24 protein-coding genes are annotated in these 23,903 nt (G+C 69.5%); 9 read left to right on the top strand and 15 right to left on the bottom strand.

Annotated elements, in window-relative coordinates; genetic code table 11:
* Positions 1–92: 92 nt before the first annotated feature.
* Both ACQQ2N_RS02105 and ACQQ2N_RS02100 read right to left on the bottom strand, forming a co-directional pair.
* Positions 93–2,072, bottom strand: a complete 1,980-nt coding sequence (locus ACQQ2N_RS02105) for a UvrD-helicase domain-containing protein (RefSeq protein ID WP_440224020.1) — start codon at positions 2,070–2,072, stop codon at positions 93–95.
* Positions 2,073–2,159: 87 nt separating this feature from the next.
* Positions 2,160–2,687: an IPTL-CTERM sorting domain-containing protein gene (locus ACQQ2N_RS02100; protein ID WP_440224019.1), complete on the bottom strand. Its 528-nt coding sequence runs from the start codon at positions 2,685–2,687 to the stop codon at positions 2,160–2,162.
* 211 nt (positions 2,688–2,898) lie between these two features.
* On the opposite strand from ACQQ2N_RS02100, the gene ACQQ2N_RS02095 reads away from it, so the two are divergent.
* Positions 2,899–3,519: a thymidine kinase gene (locus ACQQ2N_RS02095; RefSeq protein WP_440224018.1), complete on the top strand. Its 621-nt coding sequence runs from the start codon at positions 2,899–2,901 to the stop codon at positions 3,517–3,519.
* Between the two features lie 7 nt (positions 3,520–3,526).
* Here ACQQ2N_RS02095 and mutM read toward each other — a convergent pair whose 3' ends face one another.
* From mutM to ACQQ2N_RS02070, 5 genes are read right to left on the bottom strand one after another with little or no spacing between them, the layout of a single operon-like run.
* A complete protein-coding gene (gene mutM / locus ACQQ2N_RS02090) occupies positions 3,527–4,339 on the bottom strand; it encodes a bifunctional DNA-formamidopyrimidine glycosylase/DNA-(apurinic or apyrimidinic site) lyase (protein ID WP_440224017.1) in 813 nt (270 codons plus the stop codon).
* 7 nt (positions 4,340–4,346) lie between these two features.
* Positions 4,347–5,159 carry a DUF4340 domain-containing protein gene (locus ACQQ2N_RS02085; protein WP_440224016.1) on the bottom strand — a complete coding sequence of 271 codons (813 nt, stop codon included), beginning with the start codon at positions 5,157–5,159 and terminating at the stop codon, positions 4,347–4,349.
* Entirely contained in the window at positions 5,135–6,484 is a 1,350-nt protein-coding gene (locus ACQQ2N_RS02080) for a GldG family protein (protein WP_440224015.1), read from the bottom strand. Before ACQQ2N_RS02080 ends, ACQQ2N_RS02085 begins: the two co-directional genes overlap by 25 nt.
* Positions 6,481–7,239: an ABC transporter permease gene (locus tag ACQQ2N_RS02075; RefSeq protein WP_440224014.1), complete on the bottom strand. Its 759-nt coding sequence runs from the start codon at positions 7,237–7,239 to the stop codon at positions 6,481–6,483. The genes ACQQ2N_RS02080 and ACQQ2N_RS02075 overlap by 4 nt, the downstream gene beginning before the upstream one ends.
* Complete coding sequence (locus ACQQ2N_RS02070; protein ID WP_440224013.1) at positions 7,236–8,165, bottom strand: ABC transporter ATP-binding protein; 930 nt, start codon at positions 8,163–8,165, stop codon at positions 7,236–7,238. The genes ACQQ2N_RS02075 and ACQQ2N_RS02070 overlap by 4 nt, the downstream gene beginning before the upstream one ends.
* A 202-nt stretch (positions 8,166–8,367) precedes the next feature.
* On the opposite strand from ACQQ2N_RS02070, the gene ACQQ2N_RS02065 reads away from it, so the two are divergent.
* Entirely contained in the window at positions 8,368–9,576 is a 1,209-nt protein-coding gene (locus ACQQ2N_RS02065; RefSeq protein WP_440224012.1) for a DesA family fatty acid desaturase, read from the top strand.
* Positions 9,577–9,850: 274 nt separating this feature from the next.
* Complete coding sequence (locus ACQQ2N_RS02060) at positions 9,851–10,345, top strand: hypothetical protein (RefSeq protein WP_440224011.1); 495 nt, start codon at positions 9,851–9,853, stop codon at positions 10,343–10,345.
* A gap of 269 nt (positions 10,346–10,614) precedes the next feature.
* On the opposite strand, the gene rpmG is transcribed toward ACQQ2N_RS02060, so the two are convergent.
* The 7 genes from rpmG to ACQQ2N_RS02025 form a co-directional block, all read right to left on the bottom strand.
* The gene (gene rpmG / locus ACQQ2N_RS02055; RefSeq protein ID WP_440224010.1) at positions 10,615–10,779 is read right to left on the bottom strand and encodes a 50S ribosomal protein L33; all 165 of its coding nucleotides are present in this window, start codon (positions 10,777–10,779) and stop codon (positions 10,615–10,617) included.
* Positions 10,780–10,792: 13 nt separating this feature from the next.
* Entirely contained in the window at positions 10,793–11,029 is a 237-nt protein-coding gene (gene rpmB / locus ACQQ2N_RS02050; RefSeq protein WP_440224009.1) for a 50S ribosomal protein L28, read from the bottom strand.
* 209 nt (positions 11,030–11,238) lie between these two features.
* The gene (locus tag ACQQ2N_RS02045) at positions 11,239–11,955 is read right to left on the bottom strand and encodes a glycosyltransferase family 2 protein (protein WP_440224008.1); all 717 of its coding nucleotides are present in this window, start codon (positions 11,953–11,955) and stop codon (positions 11,239–11,241) included.
* 21 nt (positions 11,956–11,976) lie between these two features.
* Positions 11,977–12,852, bottom strand: coding sequence for a ParB/RepB/Spo0J family partition protein (locus ACQQ2N_RS02040; protein ID WP_440224007.1), 876 nt, complete (start codon positions 12,850–12,852; stop codon positions 11,977–11,979).
* Complete coding sequence (locus ACQQ2N_RS02035) at positions 12,852–13,649, bottom strand: ParA family protein (protein WP_440224006.1); 798 nt, start codon at positions 13,647–13,649, stop codon at positions 12,852–12,854. The genes ACQQ2N_RS02040 and ACQQ2N_RS02035 overlap by 1 nt, the downstream gene beginning before the upstream one ends.
* Positions 13,646–14,308, bottom strand: coding sequence for a 16S rRNA (guanine(527)-N(7))-methyltransferase RsmG (rsmG, locus tag ACQQ2N_RS02030; protein ID WP_440224005.1), 663 nt, complete (start codon positions 14,306–14,308; stop codon positions 13,646–13,648). Before rsmG ends, ACQQ2N_RS02035 begins: the two co-directional genes overlap by 4 nt.
* A 70-nt stretch (positions 14,309–14,378) precedes the next feature.
* Positions 14,379–14,825: an SPFH domain-containing protein gene (locus ACQQ2N_RS02025; protein WP_440224004.1), complete on the bottom strand. Its 447-nt coding sequence runs from the start codon at positions 14,823–14,825 to the stop codon at positions 14,379–14,381.
* Positions 14,826–15,074: 249 nt separating this feature from the next.
* Here ACQQ2N_RS02025 and ACQQ2N_RS02020 point away from each other — a divergent pair, with 249 nt between their 5' ends.
* The gene (locus ACQQ2N_RS02020; protein WP_440224003.1) at positions 15,075–16,727 is read left to right on the top strand and encodes a M28 family metallopeptidase; all 1,653 of its coding nucleotides are present in this window, start codon (positions 15,075–15,077) and stop codon (positions 16,725–16,727) included.
* 72 nt (positions 16,728–16,799) lie between these two features.
* The gene (locus tag ACQQ2N_RS02015) at positions 16,800–17,849 is read left to right on the top strand and encodes an ADP-ribosylglycohydrolase family protein (RefSeq protein WP_440224002.1); all 1,050 of its coding nucleotides are present in this window, start codon (positions 16,800–16,802) and stop codon (positions 17,847–17,849) included.
* Positions 17,850–17,898: 49 nt separating this feature from the next.
* Here ACQQ2N_RS02015 and ACQQ2N_RS02010 read toward each other — a convergent pair whose 3' ends face one another.
* Complete coding sequence (locus ACQQ2N_RS02010) at positions 17,899–20,325, bottom strand: S9 family peptidase (RefSeq protein ID WP_440224001.1); 2,427 nt, start codon at positions 20,323–20,325, stop codon at positions 17,899–17,901.
* Positions 20,326–20,462: 137 nt separating this feature from the next.
* Here ACQQ2N_RS02010 and ACQQ2N_RS02005 point away from each other — a divergent pair, with 137 nt between their 5' ends.
* From ACQQ2N_RS02005 to hemC, 4 genes are read left to right on the top strand one after another with little or no spacing between them, the layout of a single operon-like run.
* Complete coding sequence (locus tag ACQQ2N_RS02005) at positions 20,463–21,128, top strand: alpha/beta hydrolase (protein WP_440224000.1); 666 nt, start codon at positions 20,463–20,465, stop codon at positions 21,126–21,128.
* Between the two features lie 49 nt (positions 21,129–21,177).
* Positions 21,178–22,215, top strand: a complete 1,038-nt coding sequence (locus ACQQ2N_RS02000; protein WP_440223999.1) for a sensor histidine kinase — start codon at positions 21,178–21,180, stop codon at positions 22,213–22,215.
* Positions 22,212–22,952 carry a LytR/AlgR family response regulator transcription factor gene (locus ACQQ2N_RS01995; RefSeq protein ID WP_440223998.1) on the top strand — a complete coding sequence of 247 codons (741 nt, stop codon included), beginning with the start codon at positions 22,212–22,214 and terminating at the stop codon, positions 22,950–22,952. The genes ACQQ2N_RS02000 and ACQQ2N_RS01995 overlap by 4 nt, the downstream gene beginning before the upstream one ends.
* Entirely contained in the window at positions 22,949–23,866 is a 918-nt protein-coding gene (gene hemC / locus ACQQ2N_RS01990; RefSeq protein WP_440223997.1) for a hydroxymethylbilane synthase, read from the top strand. Before ACQQ2N_RS01995 ends, hemC begins: the two co-directional genes overlap by 4 nt.
* Positions 23,867–23,903: the final 37 nt, after the last annotated feature.

The raw sequence follows: 23,903 nt of genomic DNA, 5'->3' as shown, positions 1-23,903 counted from the left end.
CACCGCCGGCGCGCGCCGGCGGTGTCCCGTCTCCAGCGTCACGTTTGCCGCCGATCGTCCCGATCGGCGGCTTTTTCATGCGCGCGTTGCGCTCACTTGTCGAACAGCGCGGCGAGCTTGGCGAGGCTTGCGCTGGCGACATCCTTGCGCTGCGCTTCGTCCTGTTCCGGATCGCGACCGGACCAGTGCAGGTCGGCCTGCGGCAGCTCGGCGAGGAAGCGGCTCGGCTCGTTGGAGAGGATCTCGCCGAAGCGGCGCTTGCGCCGCGCGAAGGTCAGCGCGAGCTGTTCCTTCGCGCGCGTGATGCCGACGTACATGAGGCGGCGTTCCTCGTCGAGGCGGCCTTCCTCGATGCCGCCGTCGTGCGGCAGCGAGCCGTCCTCGGCACCGACGATGAACACGAAGCGGAACTCGAGGCCTTTCGCCGAATGCAGCGTCATGAGGCGCACGGCATTGCCGGGATCGTCGCGGTCGCCGTGCGTGAGCAGGGCGAGCTGCGCGGCGAGGTCGCCGGTGGCGCCGTTCTTCTGCATCGCGCGGAACCAGTCGGCGAGCTCCTTGAGGTTCTCGAGGCGGCGCGCGAGCAGGCCGGGTTCCTTCACCTGCGTCGCGATGTGCGCGGCGTAGCCGGTGCGCTGGATCAGTTCGTCGACGAGATCGGCCGCGGCCATCGTCTGCGCCTTGCGCGAGAGCTCGCGCACGAGGTCGACGAAGCCCGCGAGCGCCGAGGCCGGGCGTGCCGACAGGTAGCCGAGCACGGTGTCGTTCTGCGCCGCGCGCAGCATCGAGACATGGCGTGCCGCGGAGGCTTCACCGAGCTTCTCGAGCGAGGTCGCGCCGATGTCGCGGCGCGGCACGTTGACGATGCGCAGGAACGCGGCGTCGTCGTCGGGATTGTTGATCAGGCGCAGGTAGGCGAGCAGGTCCTTGACCTCGGCGCGCTCGAGGAACGCGGTGCCGCCGGTCAGGTGGTAGGGAATGCGTGCGAGGCGCAGCGCCTTTTCGAGCGGTCGCGCCTGGTGGTTGCCACGGTAGAGGATCGCGAAATCGCTCCATGTCGCCTTGTGCTTCTCGGCGAGGTGCGCGATCTCGCCGGCGACGCGCTCGGCCTCGTGCTCGTCGTCGCGGCATTCGAGCACGCGGATCGGCGCGCCTTCGGCCTGCTCGCTCCAGAGCTTCTTCTCGAACAGGTGGTCGTTGTTGGCGATCAGCGCATTGGCCGCGCGCAGGATGCGCCGTGCGCAGCGGTAGTTCTGCTCGAGCTTGACGACCCGCAGGTTCGGGTAGTCGCGCGACAGTTCCGACAGGTTCTCGGGATTCGCGCCGCGCCACGCGTAGATGCTCTGGTCGTCGTCGCCGACCGCGGTGAACGCGCCGCGCTCGCCGGCCAGCGCCTTCATGAGCCGGTACTGGGCGTCGTTGGTGTCCTGATACTCGTCGAGCAGCAGGTAGCGGATGCGCTCCTGCCACGCACCGCGCGCTTCGGCATCGCCCTCGAGGATCGCGAGCGGCAGGCGGATGAGATCATCGAAGTCGACCGCGTTGAACGCGGCGAGGCGCTTCTGGTACGCGTCGTAGATCGCCGCGGCTTCGCGCTCGCGTGCACCGCCTGCGCGCATCGCGGCCTGCTCGGGCGTGAGGCCTTCGTTCTTCGCGCGCGACACGAGCGACTGCAGCGCGAACAGCGCGTCGTTCTTGATGCCCTTGGGGGCGAGATCCTTGACGATGCCCTGGCTGTCGTCGGCATCGAGCACCGAGAAGCCGCGGCGCAGGCCGGCGCGTGCATGCTCGAGCTGCAGGAACTTGAGACCGAGCGCGTGGAACGTGCACACGGTGAGGCCTTCCGCCGTAGGCCCAGACACGAGCTTCGCGACGCGCTCGCGCATCTCGCGCGCCGCCTTGTTGGTGAACGTGATCGCGGCGATCTTCGTCGCCGACACGTTGCGGCGCTTGACGAGGTGGGCGATCTTCTCGGTGATCACGCGCGTCTTGCCCGAGCCCGCGCCGGCGAGCACGAGCAGGGGGCCGTCGCAGTACTCGACGGCGGCGCGTTGGGGCGGATTGAGGCTCATGCGCGGCGGAACGGCGGGAGGCCGCGCATGCTAGCCCGAAGCCGCGCGCCTGACGAGGTTGCGCGGCGTCGACGGATGTGCCCGCGGTCAGGTGCGCCGCGTCGCCGCGAAACCCGCGCATGCGACGAGGCCGGCGAGCAGCGCGAGCGCCCATGTCGACAGTGCAGGCAATGGCGTCGCAGTGAAACCACCCGCGCCGCGGCCCGTCAGCGTGATCGTGAACGCGGTACCGCCGTCCGGGGCCGGCGCGTCGCTGATCACGAAGGCCGAAATGCCTGTGAAGGAACCGGGGCTGGTCGGTTCGAAACCGTACTCGAACGTGCACGTGCCGCCGGGTTGCAGGGTAACGCCCTGGCAGGACTGCACGGCCGTGAAAGGATCCTGTGGCGCACCGCCGCCGACCTGGACGGGACCGTAGGGTACGGTGCCCGTGTTGGTGAGCGTCACGACCTGCGTCGGCGCGGCCTGGCCGACCTCGACCTCGCCGAAGTCGAGGCTCGTCGGCGTGGCCGTGATCGGGCTGCCGGCGAGCGCCGCGGACGACAGCGCGAACGACACGGCGCCGAGAAGGGCGAGGCGCGCGCGGCGGCGGCCGGAAGGCAACATGGAGGTCATGCGGCGGACTCCTGCGGGGGTAAGGGGGCGCCGGTGCGACGGGCATGTCGCCGGCACGCGGGATACGCCGTCTGCCGTGCCGATCGGACATCGCGTGCTCACCGCACTTCGGGAGCGGGGCCGCTTGCAGTAGAGTCGCGCCCGTCGCGCCGCGTGCGCCGACGCAGGCGCGGCCGCCGGGCCAGGCGCCTCACCTTCCGGCCGGGACCGCATGGCGAAGCTCTATTTCTACTATTCGGCGATGAACGCCGGAAAGACCACGACGCTGCTGCAGAGCGCGTACAACTACCACGAGCGTGGCATGCGCACGCTCATCGTGACGCCGCGCCTGGATCACCGTGCCGGCGAGGGCGTGGTCGCCTCGCGCATCGGCCTGCGCGCCAACGCGCATCCGTTCGAACGCGAAGACGACCTCTTCGCGCTCGTCGAAGCCGACATCGCCGCGCGCGGTCCGCTCGACTGCGTGCTCGTGGACGAGGCGCAGTTCCTCGCCAAGGCGCAGGTCTGGCAGCTCACCGACGTCGTCGACCGCCTGCGCATTCCCGTACTCGCGTACGGCCTGCGCACCGACTTCCGCGGCGAGCTGTTCGAAGGCAGCCAGTACCTGCTCGCGTGGGCCGACAACCTCGACGAGATCAAGACGATCTGCCACACCGGCAGCAAGGCGACGATGGTCGTGCGCGTCGACGAGCACGGCCGCGCCGTCACCGACGGACCGCAGGTCGAGATCGGCGGCAACGACCGCTACGTGTCGGTGAGCCGCGCCGAGTACAAGAAGATCGTCACGGGCGAAGGCCGGATCGAACTGCAGCAGTCCGTGCTGCCGCTGTGAGCGCCGCTCAGCGCTGGCAGCGCGGGCAGTAGAACGTCGAGCGCTGGCCGAGTTCGACGACGCGGATCGGCGTCGCGCAGACACGGCAGGGCTCGCCTGCGCGGCCGTACACGAACAGCTCCTGCTCGAAGTATCCGGGCACGCCGTCGGGCGAGATGAAGTCGCGCAACGTCGTACCGCCGCGCGTGATCGCGTAGGCGAGGATCGTTCGGATCGCGTCGGCGAGGCGTGCGTAGCGCTCGCGCGACACCGCACCGGCCGCGCGTGCGGGATGGATGCGTGCCGCGAACAGCGCTTCGGCCGCGTAGATGTTGCCGACGCCGACGACGACGGCCTGGTCCATGATGAACACCTTGACCGCGGCCTTGCGGTTGCGCGCCTCGCGCCACAGCAGGTCGCCGTCGAACGCGTCCGAGAGCGGTTCGGGACCGAGCGCGGCGAGCAGGTCGTGGGTCGTGCCGTCAGGTTGCCACAGCAGGCAGCCGAATCGGCGCGGATCGGTGTAGCGCAGGATCTTCCCGGAATCGAGCTGCCAGTCGTAGTGGTCGTGCAGCGCGGGGGCCACGTCGCGGTCGAGCACGCGCAGGCTTCCCGACATGCCGAGGTGGATCAGCGCACTGCCGGTTCCCGCGTGCACGAGCAGGTATTTCGCGCGGCGCTCGATCGCGTCGATGCGCTGGCCGGTCAGCCGTTCGCGCAGCGCGTCGGGAATCGGCCAGCGCAGGCGCGGCTGGCGGATCGCGAGCGACACGACGCGACGACCGACGAGATGCGGGGCGATGCCGCGTCGCGTGGTCTCGACTTCGGGCAGTTCGGGCATGGCGGCGTCAGGGAGGCGAAGCGAGCAGGGCTTGCGCCTGCGCTTCGCCGAGCGCGTAGGCGAGCGCGGGTTCAGCGCGACGCGCGACGTAGGTGTCGCCTTCGCGATCGATGCGATAGCTCAGGCTGCTGCCGTCCGCGAGGTCGATGTCGATGCGCCGGCCGTTCGGAGAGCCTTCGGCATCGCCGCGCGGCGCAACCTGCGCGGCGATGGTGTCGCGCCATGCGGTGGCGAGGTCGGGACGCGCGACGCCGTCGAGGCGCAGCGTCGTCACCTCGACGTCGCGCGGCACGAGGTGGCGGTCGAGCTCGTTCTCGGGTGCCGCCGCGAGCAGCGGGCTGAAGCGGTCCGGCACCATCGCGACGGTATCCTCGAAGCGCACGTAGCGATCGCCGCGCAGCGCATCGGTGAGGCCGATGTCGAAGTGCAGCGCGGCGAGTTCGAGCGTGAACTGCGGGGACGCAAGGCCGACGCGCGCGGGGTCGAAGTCGGCGAGCGGACGACGCGAGCGCACCGGTGACGCTGCGATCGCGACGAGGCGATCGACGGCCTTGTCGTCGGCGTCCATGGCGTACGGCGCGGTCATGCGCCAACGGCCCTTGACGCGTTCGAACGCGCGCCCACGGCAAGGTGTTGTGCAGCGCACGGCGACGCGATCGACCGAAGAAGGGTCGAGCCTGCCGCCAAGTGGAGGTTCGCGCGAGCCCACTTCGCCGTCGATCTGCTGCCACACGAGCACGCCGAGCACGGCGACGATGCAGGCAAGGACGAGGTTCGTGCGCGCGATGCGGCCCATCATCGGCGACGTCGCACGCGCCACGTGACGAGGCCGGTGATCGCGAGCAGCACCGGAAGCAGGACCAGGAATCCGACGCTGATCGCGGCGAGCGCGAGGTCCGACAGCGCGAGATGGCGGTCCGGCGCGGCACGTTCGGGCACGTCGACGAGGGCGTCGTCGGCGAGGAGCCAATCGAACACGCGCGCGCCGAACTCGCGGTTGCCCGCGTTGCCGAGGAAGCTGTTGGACAGGAAATCGCCGTCGCCGATCACCGCGACACGTTGCTCGTGACCGCCCGGCTTCGGCGACAGGCGCGTGAGCGCGACGCCGAGGTCGAGCGGACCGGCCGTCTCGCCGTCGGTGCCGTCGAAGCGCACGTTGCCGTCGGCCTCGCCGGGCTTCGGGATGCGGCCGACCTCGTTCCACGACTGCGTCGAGCTCTTCAGGAACGCCGCGAACGCCCAGCGCGACGGGATGCGCTGCGCGAGCGCGACCGGCTGCGGGAACAGGGTCGCGAGTTCGAAGCCCTTCGTGAGCGCGTGTTCCGGGTAGCGATTGACCGCGACGAAGCTCGGGTCGCCGATGCCGAAGCTGCTGCTCGTGCCGTCGACGACGACGCCGGGCAGCAGCTGCAGCGACAAGGCTTCGGCGAGCGCGTCGAGGCCGACGCTCTCGTTAGGCTCGAGCAGCCACAGCAGGTTGCCGCCGCGCTCCACGTAATCGACGAGTTCGGCGACGTGCTGCGGCTGCAGTGCGACGCGCGGGTTGGCGATCACGAGCAGGTCGACGTTGTCGGGCACGCGCGGCGTCGAGGCCAGCGACAGGTTCACGGCGCGGATGCCGCGCTCCTGCAGCGTCGCGCCGAACTGGCCGAGGTCGGCGTTGGCCATGCCGTCGGGGCGGCGTTCGCCTTCGCCCTCGAGGAACGTCGCGATGCGCGCGCGGTCGCGCGAGAGTCGCAGCAGCGCGCTGCTGACATCGCCCTCGGCGAGCACCTTGAGGCGCTCGCTGCGGCCCGCGTAACGCAGGTCCATCTCGCCGTCGACCTGCACGCCGGCCGCGCGCGCGGCGCCCGGATCCTCGTCGGGGTCCACGAAAGCGAGCGTGAGGTCGGGCTTGGCGCGCCGATAGCGATCGAAGAAGCGCGCGATCGTCGTGCGCAGCTCGCCTTCACGGCGCGCGTACGACACCACCTCGACCGGGCCGTCGAGCGTCGCGAGCAGGCGCAGCGAAGATTCCGAAAGGCTCGAGCGCTGTGCATGCGTGAGGTCCACCGTGAAGCGGTGGCGCGTGCTCAGGAAGCCCGCGAGCAGCACGATCGCGAGCAGCAGCACCAAGTGGAGCAGGTTGCCGAAGCGCTCCTTCATGCGCGCGTCCGCAGCGTGTCGAGCCGGCGCGCGGCGAGCGCGAGCGCGAACGCGGCGACCAGCACGTAGTAGGCGATCGCGATGCTCGAGACGATGCCGCGCAGGAACGGCTCGAGGTGCGTGGACATCGCGAGCCAGTTCACGAGCGCGTTCTCGACGCCCTGGAAGCGTGCACCGAGGTCGAGCATCGCGAGCAGGCTGCCGGTGACGAGTGTCGCGGCGGCGGCCAGCGCCGGGTGCGCGGTCCATGCCGAGCAGGCGATGCCGATCGCGGTCAGCGCGGACGCCTGCAGCACGACGCCGAGCGTCGCCGCGGCGAGGCGGCCGAGGTCGAGCGACGTGCCGGCGAGCAGACTCAGCGGCATCGCCACCGCGAGCACGACGATGAGTACGACCAGCAACAGCGCGCCGAGGTACTTGCCGAGCACGATGCGCACGCTGCCGATGCCGGCCGCGAGCAGCAGCGGCAGCGTGTGCGCGCGTCGCTCGCCGGCGAGGCTCTGCATCGTCGCGAGCGGCACGAGCAGCAGCATGAGGTTGGACAGACTCTGCAGCAGCGGCACCGCGATGAGCTCGGTGATACCGGGCGCACCCGGTGTCGAGGCGAGCTTGCCGGCGTGCTTCATGAACACGTCGACCGCGACGAGGAACTGCCAGGCGAGCAGGGCGCCGACCAGCGCGAGCACGATCCATGCGAACGGCTGCACGAACTGGCGGCGCCACTCGTTGCGCGCGATGAGCAGGATCGCGCTCATGCGGCTTGCGCCTCGCTTTCGGCGATGCGCACGAAGATCGCCTCGAGCGCGTTCGCGTCGGCGCGCAGTTCCTGCAGGCCGAAGCCTTGTGCGGCGATCGCAGTGGCGAGTGCCGCGGTATCGGCCCCCTCGCGCAACGTCACGCGCCAGGTGTGCGCGTCGATCGACGCCGCGCCCGCCACGATCGGGATCGCCTGCCAGTCGGCGAGGGTGAGCACGCGTTCGACGCGCACGCGCAAGGCGGCGCCGTCGTCGAGCTCGGCGAGCGCGCCGGTGTGGCGCAGGCGGCCGCGGTGCAGGATCGCGACGTGGTCGCAGCACGCGACGACGTCCGACAGCACGTGCGTGGACAGCACGACGGCGTGGTCGGCGCGCAGCGAGGCGACGAGTTCGCGCAGGCGCAACGCCTGCACGGGGTCGAGCCCCGAGGCAGGCTCGTCGAGCACGATCAGGCGTGGTGCGTGCACGATCGCCTGGGCAAGGCCGACACGCTGCCGGAAACCCTTCGACAGCAGCCCGCACAGGCGGCGACGCACCTCGCCGAGGTCGCAGCGCGCGATGGCGATGTCGACCGCTTCGTCGACCTTCCTGCCCGGCAAGCCGTGCAGGCGCGCGCAGAACGCGAGGTATTCGGCGACCGTGAGCTCGTTGTAGAGCGGCGGCTCCTCGGGGAGATGCCCGATGTCGCGCCGCGCGCGACCGAGATCGGCGTAGAGGTCGGCGCCGTCGAGCGCGACTTCGCCGAAACTCGGCGCGAGCATGCCGGCCATCATGCGCAACGTGGTCGATTTGCCGGCCCCGTTGACGCCGAGCAGCCCGAGCACCTGGCCGCGGTGAACGCCCAGCGTCAGGTCCTCGACGATCGTGCGCCCGGACAGGCGACGGCTGGCGCGCGCCAGCGCGAGGACAGGGGAGGGGGGCGTCATAAGACCTCGATTGTTCCGGCTGGGCGCCGGCAGGGCAAGCCTGCCGTCCCCTCACGGGACCCCTACCCTACGGGCACGTATGGCGAATGTGCGCGCAGTCCGATGATTCTGCGGGGTTTTCCCTACTTGTGATGCCGTTCTGGCGGCCCCACGAAGGGGGGCGTATAGTCATCGCTCGCTTAACCGGGACCCAATGCCGCCCATGCTCGACTCGCTCATCACGTTCGCCGCGCGCGGACTCTTCGCCGATGCGTCCTGGGGTACCTGGATCGCCTACTTCGTCCTCGTCACGCAGCTGACGATCATGACGGTGACCCTGTACCTCCACCGCAGCCAGACGCATCGCGGCGTCGACTTCAACCCGGTCCTCGCGCACGGCTTCCGCCTGTGGTCGTGGCTCAGCACGGCGATGGTCACCAAGCAGTGGGTCGCGATCCACCGCAAGCACCACGCCAAGACCGAGACCGAGGAAGACCCGCACAGCCCGATGGTGCACGGCATCGACAAGGTGCTGTGGGACGGTGTCGACCTCTACCGCACGGCCGCGCGCGAGATGTGCTCCGGCGAGGAACTCGAGAAGTACGGCCGCGGCACGCCCGACGACTGGATCGAGCGCAACGTCTACGCGCGTGCGCCGTCGATGGGCCCGACCGTGCTGCTGTTCATCAACTTCGCGCTGTTCGGCGCGGTCGGCGTCGCGATCTGGGCGCTGCAGATGGTGTGGATCCCGTTCTGGGCCGCCGGCGTCGTCAACGGCCTCGGCCACTGGTGGGGCTATCGCAACTTCGAGAGCGCCGACACCTCGACGAACCTGTCGCCGTGGGGCCTCATCATCGGGGGCGAGGAGCTGCACAACAACCACCACGCATTCCCGAGCTCGGCGAAGTTCTCGCTGCGCCGCTTCGAGTTCGACATCGGCTGGGCCGCGATCCGCGTGCTGCAGTTCTTCCGCCTCGCCAAGGTCATGCGCGTCGCGCCGACGCTCGACGTGCGTCCCAACATGAACCTGCCGGACGCCGAGACGATCAAGGCGCTCGTGTCGCACAAGTTCCACGTCATGAGCGACTACTTCAGCGGCGTCATCGTGCCCGCGCTGCGCGAGGATGCCGCGCATGCCGGCGCAAGCCTCAAGGCGATGCCGCGCAAGCTGCGCAACGCGCTCGGCAGCGGTGGCCGCTGGCTCGATGCCGACGCGCGCGAGCGCATGGGCCAGTGGGTCAGCCAGGCGCCGACGGTCAAGACCGTCATGGAGTACCGCCACCGCTTGCACGAGATGCTCGAGAGCCGCAACGGCGACATGATGGAAGCCGTGCGCCAGTGGTGCCACGAGGCCGAGCAGACCGGCATCCGCGCGCTGCAGGACTTCGCCGCGCGTCTCAAGGGCTACCACCTGAGCGGCTCGCACGCCTGAAGGTGATCGACCACCGGCGTCACCCGCGAGGGTGATGCCGACGTGTCACGAAGAACCCGCCGCGAGGCGGGTTTTTTGTTTGCCAACGGGGCTCGACCCATGTCCGGCATCGGCGAGGTCGAAGGACGAAGATTGGGGTCAGGTTCATTTGTCCGTGCAGGTCGAACGGACAGGGGCAGGGCTCAAGGACAAATGAACCTGACCCCGGTTGTCGTGCACACTGGCGCTTCATGCAGGCATGGGGGCGCGCGTGATGACATCGGGATCCCGGTTGATGATGCGTGCCGTCGCGATGATGTCGATTTTCACGGTAGCGACACCTGCTTCGGCGTGGGAGGACACGCCGCTCACGTGGGCGCCCGATGGTGCCATCACGGGTTTCCCGGAGCGGTTCCAGGCTGCGTCGATGACCGTGCGTTTTGCTGATCCGGGCAAAGGCATCGACGGTGTCGAGCTTTCGATCGCCGGGAAGCGCATCGTGTTCCCGAGGTGCCTGTTGAAGCGTCTCCCTGCCGAGAGCAGGCGCGATGTGCAGGTCAAGGGGGCGTGGCACGACATCCCCGATCTCGAGCCTTCGCTCACGCTGGAGTTCTACTCGCCGGCCAGGAGGGCGGACGGAGGGAGCGTGTCGGCGACGTATCTGTATTTCGGGCTGGAGAATGGAACCCTCAGGCATGGAACGGAGTTCCATCGCTTCGGCGCAAGTGAGCTGCTGATATCAGGGGCCTGTTCCCGCGAGGTTAGCCAGGCAACCACGCCGATGGAGTGAGGCGCAGCCGATGTCACGCGCGGTGTGTCGGGGTCATGCGCGTGTGGGGCTGGAAGAATGGGGTCAGGTTCATTTGTCCGTGCAGGCTGCACGGACGGGGCGGGGCTCGGGGACAAATGAACCTGACCCGATTTGCCGTCCCTGGTTGCCGCAGGGCCTTCCACGAAAAAGCCCGCCATGAAGGCGGGCTTTTCCGGATCAGGAGCGGGATCCCGGCCTGCGCCGGGATGAAGCATCGCAAGCCACGCGCTGCGCGCGTGGGCGATGCTTCACTTGATCTTCGCTTCCTTGTAGGCCACGTGCTTGCGGACGACCGGATCGTACTTCTTGATCTCGATCTTCTCGGGCGTGGTCTTCTTGTTCTTGTTCGTCGTGTAGAAATGGCCGGTGCCGGCCGAGGACACGAGGCGGATCTTGTCGCGCTTGGAAGCCATGGTCAGTTACTCCTCAGATCTTCTCGCCGCGCGCGCGCAGCTCGGCAACGACGACGTCGATGCCCTTCTTGTCGATCGTGCGCAGACCGTGGCTCGAAACCTTGAGCTTGATCCAGCGGTTCTCGCCGACGAGCCAGAAGCGGCGCTCGTGGAGGTTCGGCAGCCAGCGGCGGCGCGTCTTGTTGTTGGCGTGGGAAACACTGTTGCCGGACTGGAAACTCTTTCCGGTGACTTGGCATACCTTGGACATGCGAACCTCGTCGAATCGGGTGACCGACCTTGGCCAGGACGGAGACGGCCCAGCGGCGCGGAGCGCCATGCGGTGGCTGGAGGAGCTTCGGGAAACCGGCGTGCCGAACCACATATCGGGTGACGCCGGCCTGCGCAGGGCAGGCTCGGAACCGAAGCGAGCCGCGCTTTATAGCCGAAAGGGCGCGTTCCCGCAAGCCGCGGCGCGGCTCAGCGCTCCTCGACGGCGGTGCGGCGCGAGCGCCGGATCAGCCAGGCGACGCCGCGCAGGTCGGCGATGCCGACCAGGGCGCGGTTGAGGTTGTTGTACTTGGATACGCCCTCGCCGCGCGGGCGGTGGTTGACCGGCACGCTGCGCACCTCCCAGCCGGCACGCTGCATGAGCGCGGGCAGGTAGCGATGCATGTGGTCGAAGTAGGGCAGGTCGAGAAAGGCCTCGCGCTCGAACAGCTTGATGCCGCAGCCGGTGTCGGGCGTCGCATCGCGCAGCAGGCGCGAGCGGATCGCGTTGGCCCATTTCGAGGCCCAGCGCTTGCTGCCGCTGTCCTTTCGGTCGACGCGCCAGCCCGCGAACAGCTTGATCGTCGCGTCCGAGGCGTCACGCATCGCGAGCAGCTTGGGGATGTCGGCCGGATCGTTCTGGCCGTCGCCGTCCAGCGTCGCGATCCACGGTGCGCGCGCGGCCTTGACGCCGTTGCGCACCGCGGTGCTCTGGCCGCTCTGGCTGACGTGGCGCAGCACGCGCAGCTCGGGGTGCATGGTGCGCTGGGCTTCCAGCACGGCCAGCGTGTCGTCGCTGCTGCGGTCGTCCACGTAGACCACTTCGTAGTCGACATGGCCACGCAACGCCGCCGCGATTTCGGCGAGCAGCGGCGGCACGTTGCCGCGTTCGTTGAATACCGGGACGACGACGGAGAGGGCGGGCATGGGACGGTGGATCGGTCGGAGTCAGCGCAGTTTTTCGAGCACACCGTCGAGTTCGTCGACGCTGTGGTAGTGGATCACGAGCTTGCCGCGGCCGTTGCGGCCGTGGTTGATCGCGACGCGCGTGCACAGCTTCTCGGCCAGCTCGCGTTCGAGGGCCTGGATGTCGGCGTCGCGCGGTGCGGCGGCCTTCTTCTTCGCATCGGGGCGCGCCGGCGCCGAGCTCTGGCGCGCGGCGTCCTCGAGCTCGCGCACCGACCAGCCGTTGGCGACGGCCTGCGTGGCAAGGTCGATCGCGCGGTCGGCCGACAGCGTCAGCAGGGCGCGTGCGTGGCCCATGTCGAGCTTGCCGCGCTCGAGCAGTTCACGGATCGCCTCGGGCAGATCGAGCAGGCGCAGCAGGTTCGACACCGCGGCGCGCGAGCGTCCGACGGCTTCGGCGGCCTGCTGGTGGGTCAGGTCGAATTCCTCGATGAGGCGGGCGAGGGCCTGCGCCTCCTCGAGCGGCGAGAGGTCCTCGCGCTGGATGTTCTCGATCAGCGCGACGGCGACGACCGCGCGGTCGTCGATCACGCGCACGAGCGCCGGGATCTCGGTGAGGCCGGCGAGCTGCGTGGCGCGCCAGCGGCGCTCGCCGGCGATCAGCTCGAAGCGGCCGCCCGACGAGGGGCGCACGATGACCGGTTCGATGACGCCCTGCGCGCGGATCGACGCGGCGAGTTCCTCGAGGCGCTCGGGATCGAACACCTGGCGCGGCTGGTACTTGCCCGCGACGATCGACGACACCGGCAGGGTGCGCAGCGTGTCGTCCTCGGCGTTCGGCGCGGCGTCGGGCTCGCCGCCGCCGAGCAGCACGTCGAGGCCGCGGCCGAGGCCGAGTCCACGTTTCTTCGTTGCCATCACGCGTGTTCCTGGCTGGCGACCGGCGCAGTCGGTGCGCGTTCGCGACGCAGCATCTCGCCGGCGAGGCCGAGGTAGGCGATCGCGCCGCGCGACTCGCGGTCGTAGAGGTTGATCGGCTTGCCGTGGCTGGGCGCCTCGGCGAGCCGGATGTTGCGCGGGATCACCGAGCGCAGCACCTTGTCGCCGAAGTGCTTGACCAGCTGCGCGGAGACTTCGTTGCTGAGGTTGTTGCGCACGTCGTACATGGTGCGCAGCAGGCCCTCGACCTCGATCTGCGGGTTGAGTCGCTGGCGCACGGCCTTGATCGTGTCGAGCAGGCTCGACAGGCCCTCGAGTGCGAAGTACTCGCACTGCATCGGGATCAGCACGCCGTGCGCGGCGGTCAGCGCGTTGAGCGTGAGCAGGTGCAGCGACGGCGGGCAGTCGATGAGGATCGTGTGGTAGCGGCCCTCGACCGTGGCGAGCTGCTCCTTGAGGCGCGTCTCGCGGGCGAGCGCGTCCATGAGCTTGATCTCGGCGGCGGTCAGGTCGCCGCTGCCGGGCAGCAGGTCGAAGCCGCCTTCGGTGGTGACGATGGCCTGTTCGAGCGTGGCCTCCTCGAGCAACACGTCGCAGCCGTTCGGCTTGGCGTTGCGCTTGTCGATGCCGGCGGCCATCGTCGCGTTGCCCTGCGGGTCGAGGTCGACGAGCAGCACGCGGCGGCGCGTCTCGGCGAGCGCCGCGGCGAGGTTGACGGCCGTCGTGGTCTTGCCCACGCCGCCCTTCTGGTTGGCGATCGCGATGATGCGCGTCATGGCTGCACGGTCCCTGCCGCCGCGGCGTCGCGGCGGCGTCTGATGATCACCACGTGGCGCTCGGCATCGAGGCCGGGCACGTCGAGGCGGTGGATGTCCTCGACCACGAAGCCGGCGGGCACGCCGTCGAGTTCGTCCTGCGGGAAGCGTCCCTTCAGCGCGAGCCAGCGGCCTTCGGGCGCGAGCAGGTGGCCGCCCCAGTCGAGCATGTCCGCCAGTGTCGCGAAAGCACGGGCGGTGATGCAATCGAATTCGCCGGTCACCGCCTCGACGCGCGACTCGGCGACGCGCGCCTCGCGCAGGCCGAGACGGCGCAGCGCCTCGCGCAGGAAGCGGGTCTTCTTGCCATTCGAATCGACCAGCAGCACGTCGTCGTAGGCGCGCGCGAGCGCGAGCGGGATGCCGGGCAGGCCCGGGCCGGTGCCGAGATCGGCGAGTCGCGCTCCTTCGGCGTAGGGCAGCACGGCCAGCGAATCGACGAGGTGGCGCGTGACCATCTCGGCCGGATCGCGCACGGCGGTCAGGTTGTACGCGGCGTTCCAGCGCACGAGCAGGTCGACATAATCGAGCAACCGCTCGACGGTCGTGTCGGGAAGTGACAGGGACAGCGCGGCGAGGCCCGCGTCGAGCCGCCGTCGCAGCGGTTCGCGCTCAGACATGGGGCGCCCGGAAACGAAAGGGGCGCCAAGTATCGGGGCGCGCGGCGGTCAAATCCAGCCGAGGAGCGGCTCAGGCCGCCTTGCGCAGCTCGATGCGGGTGACCAGCAGGCCGCTGTCGCGGACTTCGGCGTTGAGCTGCTGCTTGAGCCACTGGCGGCGTTCGGCGGTCTCGACCGGCAGCGCGGGGCTGCGCATCAGCGTGGCCGCGTGCTCGCGCAGCAGGCCGTCGACCGACTCGATCACGACGTCGGCACGCTCGGGCTCGAGCACCTGGAAGAACACCGAACCCTGCAGCGGCTCTCCGGCATGCGAGGCGCCTTCGATCGGCAGCGCGGTGCCGGTGAGGCTGATCTTGTGCGACACGCGCTCGATGAGCGGCATCACGAAGTGCGTACCGGCGCCGAGCATGCGCACGTGGCCGCCCGGGCGGCGCATCGAATACACCTTGCCTTCGGGGATGCGGCGGATCGAAGCGAGGGCGAGGCCCGCGCCGGCGATCAGCATGAGGACGATCATCGAGGACGACATTTCCTTGGCCTGCAAGAGGTTATCCAAACAACCTCAGGTTGAGCATAACAAATGGGGCGCGTCACTGGAATAACGCATGCTTAACATTCTCGCGCCGCGGGGACGAATCGTTCCTGAACGGCGTCACACTTTCCTTACGTCAAATGACGGTTTTTCCTGTCATCACGCCCAAGCAAGGCGCGTGCCCGGCGCGGCCGTGGCGTAGGCTTGCCGGCTGTACCACCGATGGATCCCTTCATGCGCCGACTCTTCCTGCTGTCCCTTGCCGCGTGTTTCGCCACGTCGGTCATGGCGGACGATGCTGCTCCGACGAAACGTCCGATCGAGGCCGCGCGTCTGGCGAAACATGTCCGCACGCTGGCATCGGATGCATTCGAGGGACGCGCGCCGGCGACGCCCGGCGAGGACAAGACGATCGCCTACCTGTCCGACGAGTTTGCGAAGGCCGGCCTCGTGCCGGGCGGACCGGGCGGGAAATGGACGCAGGATGTCCCGGTGGTGCGGTCGCGCATCGACGGCGCGGTCGACGTCGCCTTCACGTATGGCAAGGAGCGCCGCGCCCTCGTGCAGGGCGACGACATCGTCGTGCAGACCCTGAACCCTGCGCCGCGCGTGGACGTCGCCGACGCGCCGCTCGTGTTCGTCGGCTACGGCGTGCACGCACCCCAGCTCGGCTGGGACGACTACAAGGGCGTCGATCTCAAGGGCAAGGTCGCCGTCGTGCTCATCAACGATCCGGACTTCGAGACGCCCGAACCGGGCGCGTTCGAAGGACGCGCGCTGACCTATTACGGCCGCTGGTCGTACAAGTACGAGGAAGCCGCGCGACGCGGCGCGACCGGCGTGCTGATCGTGCACGAGACCGCGCCGGCCGCGTACGGTTGGGCGACCGTGCGCAACGGCGGCATCGCGCCGCTGTTCGACAACGAGCGCAAGGATGCCGCGACGGCACACGTGCGCGTGCGCGGCTGGATGCAGCGCGACACCGCGAAGGAGCTGTTCGCGCGTTCGGGCCTCGATTTCGAGGCGCAGAAGCGGCGCGCGCAGCGCAAGGACTTCACGCCCGTCGTGCTCGACGGCACGCGTTTCTCGGCCGCGTTCGCGGTGGCGCGCGATCGTGTGGTCACGCGCAACGTGATCGCGAAGCTCGAAGGCGCGAAGCGCCCGGACGAGGCCGTCATCTACGGCGGCCACTGGGATGCCTACGGTATCGGCAAGCCCGATGCGAAGGGCGACACGATCCATCGAGGTGCCGTCGACAACGCGACCGCACTCGCGGCGATGCTCGAGCTTGCGCGCGTGTTCGCCGCGGGGCCGCGCCCTGAGCGCACGCTGCTGTTCCTCGCGCCGACCGCCGAGGAACGCGGCCTGCTCGGCGCCTACCACTACGTCGCGCATCCGGTGATCCCGCTCGAGACGACGGCGGCCTTCCTCAACATCGAGATGCTGAGCCCGGACGGCCCGACGCACGACATCGCCTCGTGGGGCAACGGCCGCGTCTCGCTCGAGCACGACCTCGCGCGCGTCGCCGCCTCACGCGAACGTCGCTACGCGCAGGATCCGAACGTCGAGGCCGGCTTCTTCTTCCGTGCCGACCATTTCCCGTTCGCGCGCGCCGGCGTGCCCGCGATCACGATCGGCCCCGGCATCGACAAGGTCGACGGCGGCGAAGCCGCCGGCAAGGCCGCGCGCGCGACCTACTTCGCCGATCGCTACCACCAGCCCGCCGACGCGTTCGACGACAGCTGGGACATGGACGCGCAGGCCGCCGACGTCGAACTGCTGCGCGACCTCGGCGCCTCGATCGCCGACTCGACCGCGTGGCCGTACTGGCTCGAAGGCTCGGACTACAAGGCGATCCGCGTGAAGTCGGACACGCAACGCAAGTGAGGAGCGACTAGCCCTTCTGGCTTCGCCTCGCTCCAGTGATCGACATGGCGGATATCGGAACGGATGAGCACGATGGACCTGACCTCACGTTCACGCGGCTGCATGCTTGGCGGCGCGGTCGGCGATGCGCTCGGCGCGCCGGTCGAGTTCATGAGCCTCGAGCGTATCCGCGCCACGTTCGGCGCACTTGGCATCGTCGATTTTGCGCCTGCGTACGGCAAGCCCGGCGCGATCACCGACGACACACAGATGACGCTGTTCACCGTCGAAGGCGTGTTGCGTGGCTGGGCGCGTGGTTCGCTCAAGGGCATCGGCAACCTGCCGCACATGGTATGGCTGGCCTACCAACGCTGGCTGACGACCCAGGAAGAGACGCGCGTGCCGTCCGACGACACCGGATGGCTGATCGCTCAGCGTGACCTGCATGCCGCGCGCGCGCCGGGCATCACCTGCCTGTCGGCGCTGCGCGAGCCGTACCGCGAGGGCGGTGCGCGCAACGACAGCAAGGGCTGCGGTGGCGTGATGCGCACGGCACCGATCGGCGTGATGCACGGCGCGGAGCATGCCTTCGCATTCGGCATCGCGTGCGCCGCGCTGACCCATGGTCATCCCACGGGGCAGTTGCCGGCGGGGATGCTTGCGGCGATCGTCGCGCACCTCGTCACAGGACAGGGCCTGGATGCTGCGCTGGACCGCGCCTGCCAGCAGCTGGTCACGTTTGATGACCATGCCGAGACGCTCGCGGCGGTGCGCCTCGCGCGCGAGCTCGCGGCAAGCACATTGCCGAGCGACGTGGCGATCCGGCGGCTCGGCCAGGGCTGGATCGCCGAGGAGGCGCTCGCGATCGCGATCTATTGCGCGCTCGTCGCGCCGTCGTTCGAGGCGGCGCTGGTCCGCGCGGTCAACCACGACGGCGACAGCGACTCGACCGGTTCGATCGCGGGGCAGATCCTCGGCGCCTGGCACGGCCCGGGCGTGATCCCGGCACGGTGGCTCGAGGCGCTGGAGCTGCGTGACGTGATCACGCAGCTCGCCGACGATCTCGCCGGCGTGCGGGGCCTCGATTTCCATGCGTACGGCGCCGATGTCGAGGCGTTCCTCGAGCGCTACCCGCCGTATTGAAACGCGTGACGCACGGCGACGCTCGCCGCCGTGCGTCGTCGCGCCGGCCTCAGGGCTTGAGGCGGCGCTCGAACAGCTTCCAGATGCGCTTGTACTCGTCGTACCACGCGTCGGCGTGGACGAAGCCGTGGCGTTCGAGCGGGTAGCCGGCCAGTTCGAAATCGTCCTTGCGCAGTTCGACGAGGCGCTGGTACAGGCGTACCGAATCCTGGAACAGCACGTTGTCGTCGATCATGCCGTGGGCGATGAGCAGGCCGCCCTCGAGGCCTTCGGCGTACTCGATCGGCGACGAGCGCTCGTAGGCGATCGGATCGTCCTGCGGCGTGTTGAGGATGTTCGACGTGTAGCCGTGGTTGTACGAAGTCCAGTCGGTCACCGGGCGCAGCGCGGCGCCGGCCGAGAACACCTTGGGTTCGCGGAACATCGCCATGAGCGTCATGAAGCCGCCGTACGAACCGCCATACACGCCCACGCGCGCGGGGTCGACGCCGTGTTCGGCAGTGAGCCATTTCACGCCGTCGACGAGGTCCTCGAGTTCCGGATGGCCCATCTGGCGGTAGATCGCGGTGCGCCAGTCGCGGCCGTAGCCGGCCGAGGCGCGGTAGTCCATGTCGAGCACGACATAGCCCTGCTCGGTGAGCATGTTGTGGAACATCTGCTCGCGGAAGTAGTTCGGGTAGCCGAGCTCGGTGTTCTGCAGGTAGCCGGCGCCGTGCACGAACAGCACGGCCGGGTACTTCTTCGACGGATCGAAATCCGCGGGCTTGTAGAGCTTCGACCAGACCGGCTTCTTCTGGTGCGACGACGGCACGCCGACGATCTCGAGCTTCGGCCACGTCAGCGCCTTGTACTCGGGCGTGCGCGTGTCGGTGAGCACGCGTGCGCTGCCGCCGCCGTCGACCGCATGCACGGCGAGTTGCGACGGCACGTAAGAGGTCGACTGCAGCACGGCCAGTGAGCGGCCGTCCGGCGACAGCGCGAAATCGTCGAGGCCTTGCACGTGGGTCACGCGCTCGAGCGCGCCTCCGCTCGTCGCGACGCGGTAGACGTCGTACGCATACGGCGCCTCGGCATTCGAACGCACGTAGAACCAGCGGCCGTCGGGCGACTCGACCGGATCGGAGATCTCGAACGCGCCCGAGGTCAGTGCCTTCGCCTTCGCGCCGGGCGCCTTGACGTAGAGGTGCGAGTAGCCGCTCTCCTCGGACAGGTACCACAGCGTGCGGCTGTCACGCGTCCAGCCGAACGTGTTGAAGCTCCAGTTGATCCAGGCCTCGTCGGTCAGGCGGTGCTGCGTGACGAGCGCCTTCTTCGCGAAGTCGACCGTGGTGATCCAGCGGTCCTTGTTGTCGACCGACTCGAGCTGCACGGCGACCTCGCGGCCGTCGGGTGCCCACTCGACGTCCATGACCAGCAGCGCGCGCTCGGCCTTGGCGTCCTTCTTGTCCTTTTTCGCGTCGGCGTCCTTCTTCGACGCGGTGTCCTTCGTGCCGGCGGACTTCTCCGCGGCCTCGCGCTTCTTCGCGTTTTCGGCACGCACCTTGGCCAGCGGATCGTCGCCGATGCCAGGAAGCGTTGCGTAAGCCAGCCTGGCCTGCGTGTGCGCGGCGAGGTCGAGCAGCCACAGCGTGTGCGGTGCCGGCGCATTGCGGCCGACGCGGACGCGCTCGTCCTCCTGCTCCTCGTAACCGGATTCGGTCACGTAGCGCTGCAGCTTGGCGACGTGGCCGGCCTCGTAACCCTTCGGCGCGGTGGCGAGCAGCAGGTGACGGCCGTCCGGCGAGAGCCAGCTGCGCTGCACGCGCACGTCGTCGCCGAGGAAGAACGGCAGCGGCGCGCGCGTCGGATCGCCTTTCTGGTACGCCTCCTCGTTGGCCTTCTTCGCCTCGCGGTCGGCCTTGAGCGTGCGCAGCGTCGAGAACAGGCGCAGTTGCAGCTCGCCGAGGTCGTCGGGCTTCTTCGCGTCGGGATCCCTCTCGGTGCGCACGATCGCGGCCGGGCCCGACACGCCTGCGGCGAAGTCGTGCACGTACCAGTCGCTGCCCGAGCGGTACTGCAGGGCGCGGCCGTCGGCCGAGAACTGCGGTGCGGCTTCGGGCTGCGGCGTCTTCGTGACCTGCAGCAGCCGTCCGCTGGCGAGGTCGCGCACGAACACGTCGCCGTTGCGCACGAATGCGGCACGCTTGCGCTGCGCATCGAACACCGTGCCGGATGCATCGGCATCGGCCATGGCGGCCGGCTCGACGACGGCGTCGCCGCTGCCGTCGGGCGCGATGCGGCGCAGGTCACGGATCGTCGAACCGTTGCGCTTGAGCGCGTAGTAGATCGTCTTGCCGTCGGCACTCCAGTACGGGGTTTCGACGGGAGGGCCGATCCAGTCGGGATCGGCCATCGCCTGTTCGAGCGTCACGGCATGGGCCGGCGCGGCGACGAAGCCGAGCAGCGCGACGGCTGCGGCGAGAGCGAGACGATGCATCGGTGGCGACTCCCCAGGCGCGAAAACGGCAAGCATACCCGCTGCCGCCGGCCCGCCCCATGCGCCGGAAGTCAGCGCCGCGCTTGGCATTCCCGCATCGATCGTGCAGCCTTGCGGCTTTTCCGGGGAGCCTGCCGATGACCTTGCCCTGCGTGGAAGCGACCACGGGCGATACCCCGCGCTGGTCGATCGTCTGGCTGCACGGTCTCGGCGCCGACGGCCACGATTTCGAGCCGATCGTGCCCGAGCTCGTCGCGCGTGACTGGCCGCCGATCCGGTTCGTGTTCCCGCATGCGCGCGTGCGTCCCGTCACCGTCAACGGCGGCGTGCCGATGCGCGCGTGGTACGACATCACGGGCATGGAACTCGCACAGAAGCAGGACGAGCCAGGCATCCGCACGTCGATCACGCAGGTCGAGGCGCTCGTCGCCCGCGAGGCCGAACGTGGCGTGCCGGCGTCGAACGTCATTCTCGCGGGCTTCTCGCAAGGTGCCGCCATCGCGCTGTCCGCCGGGCTGCGCCATGCGGAGCGGCTCGGCGGCATCGTCGCGCTGTCGGGCTATCTTCCGCTGCACCTCAAGCTGCCGGCCGAACGCGCCGCCGCCAATGCCGACGTGCCGGTCTTCATCGGCCACGGCAGCGCCGACCCGGTCGTGCCGCAGGCGCTGGGCCTCATGACCCGCGATCTGCTGCGCGACCTCGGCTACCGGCCCGACTGGCACAGCTACCCGATGGCCCATCAGGTCTGCGCCGAGGAGATCGTCGACCTGCGCGGCTGGCTCACGCGCCGCTTCGCCGGCTGATCCGCGCGTGCGGCATACTCGCCGCGGTCGCGCAGGCAAGGAGGGGGCGATGGGCGAGGTTGCCGGGCAGCGCTGGTTGCCGCGGTTCTGCAGCGCGCCGACGCTGTTCGCGGTCATGGTCGTGGCCGAACTCGTCGTGCTCGTGCTCGCGCTGGCACCGCAAGCTCCTGCGCGGGAGGGCGTGCTGGGCCGACTCGGCATCGCCAGTGTCTTCGTGCAGTGGCTGGCCCTGCTCAATGCCGTCGTGCTGTGCTCGCTGCGCGACGTGCTCGAGCGCTGGCCCACGCGTATCGGTTTCACGGTCGCGTGGCTGCTCGCGATCGTCACGACCGCGCTCGGCAGTGCGGCGGTCCATTCGATCGACCAGGCACTCGGGCTCGGACTGTCGGCGCCGGGCAGCGTGCTGCGCTTCGCTGCACGCAATGCCGCGATCTGTGCGCTGATCGCAGCCGCCTTGCTGCGCTACCTCTATGTGCGCGAACTCTGGCAGGAGCGCGTGCGCGCGGCAGCGAAGGCGCAGGTCGACGCCTTGCAGGCGCGCATCCGCCCGCATTTCCTGTTCAACAGCATGAACACGATTGCGAGCCTCATCCGCACGCGTCCGGCCGAGGCCGAGCGCACCGTGGAGGATCTGTCCGACCTGTTCCGCGCCGCGCTCGGCGCGCGCGAGACGATGGGCACGCTCGGGGAGGAGCTCGATCTCGTCGGCCACTACCTGCGCATCGAGAGCCTGCGCCTCGGCGAACGCCTCGAGGTCGCGATGGATACGGCGATGCTGCCGCGCGAATTGCCGTTGCCACCCCTGCTGCTGCAACCGCTCGTCGAGAACGCGGTCTACCACGGCATCCAGCGATTGCCTGCCGGCGGGCTCGTCGGGATATCCGGGCGGCGCGGGGCGGGATTCGTCGAGATCATCGTGCGCAACCCGTGCCCGGAGGATTCGGCCCAGCCGCGCAACGCGCATGCGCTGGGCAGCGTGCGTGCACGCATCGAGTACCATTTCGGCACCCGGGGCGCGCTCGTCGTCGAGCCCGCGCGGGGTTCCTTCACCGTGACCGTGCGCCTGCCCGTCGAGGAGCATCCATGAAAGCCGTCGTCGTCGATGACGAACCGCTGGCGCGCGAACGCCTGCGCGCGCTGCTGGCCGAAGTCGCCGACGTCGACGTGGTCGGCGAGGCCGGCGATGGCGTCGCCGCGCTCGGCACGATCGAGAGCACGCGAGCCGACCTCGTCCTGCTCGACATCCGCATGCCCGGCATGGACGGACTCGAGGTCGCACGCCACCTCGCCTCGTTCGAGACCGCGCCCGCGATCATCTTCTGCACCGCCTACGACGATCATGCGCTCGCCGCCTTCGATGCGAACGCGGTGGACTACCTGCTCAAGCCCGTGCGTGCCGAGCGCCTGCGCAATGCGGTCGCGCGCGCCAGGCGCTTCTCGCGCGATGCGCTGCGCACGCTCGATGATGCGACGCCGGCCGAGGCGCCGCGCCAGCGCAGCCACCTGTGCGCGCGCGTGCGTGGCAACCTCGTGCTCGTGCCCGTGGCCGAGATCGATTACCTGCTCGCCGAAGACAAATACGTGAACGTGCATTACGCCGGCAACGACGTGCTCATCGAAGAACCGCTCAAGACCATCGAAACCGAGTTCGGGGAGCGCTTCGTGCGCATCCACCGCAATTGCCTCGTCGCGCTCGACCGCCTCGCCGGCCTCTCGCGCACGACCGACGGGCGCGTGTTCGCGAAGCTCGAGCGCGTGTCCGAACCGCTCGAGGTGAGCCGGCGCAACCTGCCTGGCCTGCGCAAGCTGGTGCGTTCGCTGTGAGGCGGCTGCGCATTGCGACACGTCAGAGTGCGCTCGCGCTGTGGCAGGCCGAGCACGTCGCCGCGCTGCTGCGTGCGGCGCACGCGGGGCTCGAGGTCGAACTCGTGCCGATGACCACGCGCGGCGACCGCATCCTCGATCGTCCGCTCGCCGACATCGGCGGCAAGGGGCTGTTCCTCAAGGAGCTCGAGGTCGCGATGCTCGAGGGGCGCGCGGACATCGCCGTGCACTCGTACAAGGACGTGCCGATGGCGCTCGAGCCGGGTTTCTCGATCGGCGCCGTGCTCGAACGCGCCGACGCCGCCGATGCATTCGTCAGCAACGCCTGGGAGCGGCTCGACCAGCTGCCCGAAGGCGCCAGGGTGGGCACGTCCTCGTTGCGGCGCCAGGCCCAGTTGCGCGCGCTGCGTCCCGATCTGCGCCTTGCCGACCTGCGTGGCAACGTCAACACGCGCCTCGCGCGCCTGGATGCCGACGAGTACGACGCGATCATCCTCGCCTGCGCAGGGCTGGACCGCCTCGCGCTCGGCGCACGCATCCGTTCACGACTCGTCGCGCCGGACTGGTTGCCCGCGGTGGCGCAGGGCGCGATCGCGATCGAGCAGCGTCTCGGCGACGCGATCGTCGCGGAGCTGCTCGTCCCGCTCGATGACATCGACACGCGACGCTGTGTCGAGACCGAGCGCGCGATGAACCTGCGGCTGCACGGCTCCTGCCACGTGCCCGTGGCCGGCTACTGCGTCGAGACCGAAACCGGCCTGCTGCTGTACGGCATGGTCGGCGACGCCACGACCGGTCGCCTCGTGCGAGCCGAGGCCGAGGCGGTCGGCGACGATGGCGGCGAGGCCCTCGGACACGAGGTCGCCACGATGCTCATGGCGCGTGGTGCGGGCGAGATCCTCGCCGCGCACTGAGGCCCTCGATACCCGAGACGACGACGGGGCCGCGAAG

The sequence above is a fragment of the Dokdonella aquatica genome (genome assembly GCF_051987395.1).
Lineage (GTDB): Bacteria > Pseudomonadota > Gammaproteobacteria > Xanthomonadales > Rhodanobacteraceae > Dokdonella.
The sequence above is the reverse complement of the archived record's forward strand: the minus strand, read 5'-3'. Positions and strand labels throughout refer to the sequence as shown.

Coding starts and splice junctions, on each gene's coding strand:
- ACQQ2N_RS02070 (WP_440224013.1), bottom strand. CDS start 8,165: ATGACGCCCCCCTCCCCTGTCCTCGCGCTGGCGCGCGCCAGCCGTCGC.
- ACQQ2N_RS02065 (WP_440224012.1), top strand. CDS start 8,368: ATGCTCGACTCGCTCATCACGTTCGCCGCGCGCGGACTCTTCGCCGAT.
- ACQQ2N_RS02015 (WP_440224002.1), top strand. CDS start 16,800: ATGGACCTGACCTCACGTTCACGCGGCTGCATGCTTGGCGGCGCGGTC.
- ACQQ2N_RS02005 (WP_440224000.1), top strand. CDS start 20,463: ATGACCTTGCCCTGCGTGGAAGCGACCACGGGCGATACCCCGCGCTGG.
- ACQQ2N_RS02060 (WP_440224011.1), top strand. CDS start 9,851: ATGATGCGTGCCGTCGCGATGATGTCGATTTTCACGGTAGCGACACCT.
- ACQQ2N_RS02045 (WP_440224008.1), bottom strand. CDS start 11,955: ATGCCCGCCCTCTCCGTCGTCGTCCCGGTATTCAACGAACGCGGCAAC.
- ACQQ2N_RS02105 (WP_440224020.1), bottom strand. CDS start 2,072: ATGAGCCTCAATCCGCCCCAACGCGCCGCCGTCGAGTACTGCGACGGC.
- ACQQ2N_RS02035 (WP_440224006.1), bottom strand. CDS start 13,649: ATGACGCGCATCATCGCGATCGCCAACCAGAAGGGCGGCGTGGGCAAG.
- rsmG (WP_440224005.1), bottom strand. CDS start 14,308: ATGTCTGAGCGCGAACCGCTGCGACGGCGGCTCGACGCGGGCCTCGCC.
- ACQQ2N_RS02025 (WP_440224004.1), bottom strand. CDS start 14,825: ATGATCGTCCTCATGCTGATCGCCGGCGCGGGCCTCGCCCTCGCTTCG.
- ACQQ2N_RS02075 (WP_440224014.1), bottom strand. CDS start 7,239: ATGAGCGCGATCCTGCTCATCGCGCGCAACGAGTGGCGCCGCCAGTTC.
- ACQQ2N_RS02040 (WP_440224007.1), bottom strand. CDS start 12,852: ATGGCAACGAAGAAACGTGGACTCGGCCTCGGCCGCGGCCTCGACGTG.
- ACQQ2N_RS02100 (WP_440224019.1), bottom strand. CDS start 2,687: ATGACCTCCATGTTGCCTTCCGGCCGCCGCCGCGCGCGCCTCGCCCTT.
- rpmB (WP_440224009.1), bottom strand. CDS start 11,029: ATGTCCAAGGTATGCCAAGTCACCGGAAAGAGTTTCCAGTCCGGCAAC.
- ACQQ2N_RS02000 (WP_440223999.1), top strand. CDS start 21,178: ATGGGCGAGGTTGCCGGGCAGCGCTGGTTGCCGCGGTTCTGCAGCGCG.
- ACQQ2N_RS01995 (WP_440223998.1), top strand. CDS start 22,212: ATGAAAGCCGTCGTCGTCGATGACGAACCGCTGGCGCGCGAACGCCTG.
- ACQQ2N_RS02095 (WP_440224018.1), top strand. CDS start 2,899: ATGGCGAAGCTCTATTTCTACTATTCGGCGATGAACGCCGGAAAGACC.
- ACQQ2N_RS02080 (WP_440224015.1), bottom strand. CDS start 6,484: ATGAAGGAGCGCTTCGGCAACCTGCTCCACTTGGTGCTGCTGCTCGCG.
- rpmG (WP_440224010.1), bottom strand. CDS start 10,779: ATGGCTTCCAAGCGCGACAAGATCCGCCTCGTGTCCTCGGCCGGCACC.
- ACQQ2N_RS02020 (WP_440224003.1), top strand. CDS start 15,075: ATGCGCCGACTCTTCCTGCTGTCCCTTGCCGCGTGTTTCGCCACGTCG.
- ACQQ2N_RS02010 (WP_440224001.1), bottom strand. CDS start 20,325: ATGCATCGTCTCGCTCTCGCCGCAGCCGTCGCGCTGCTCGGCTTCGTC.
- mutM (WP_440224017.1), bottom strand. CDS start 4,339: ATGCCCGAACTGCCCGAAGTCGAGACCACGCGACGCGGCATCGCCCCG.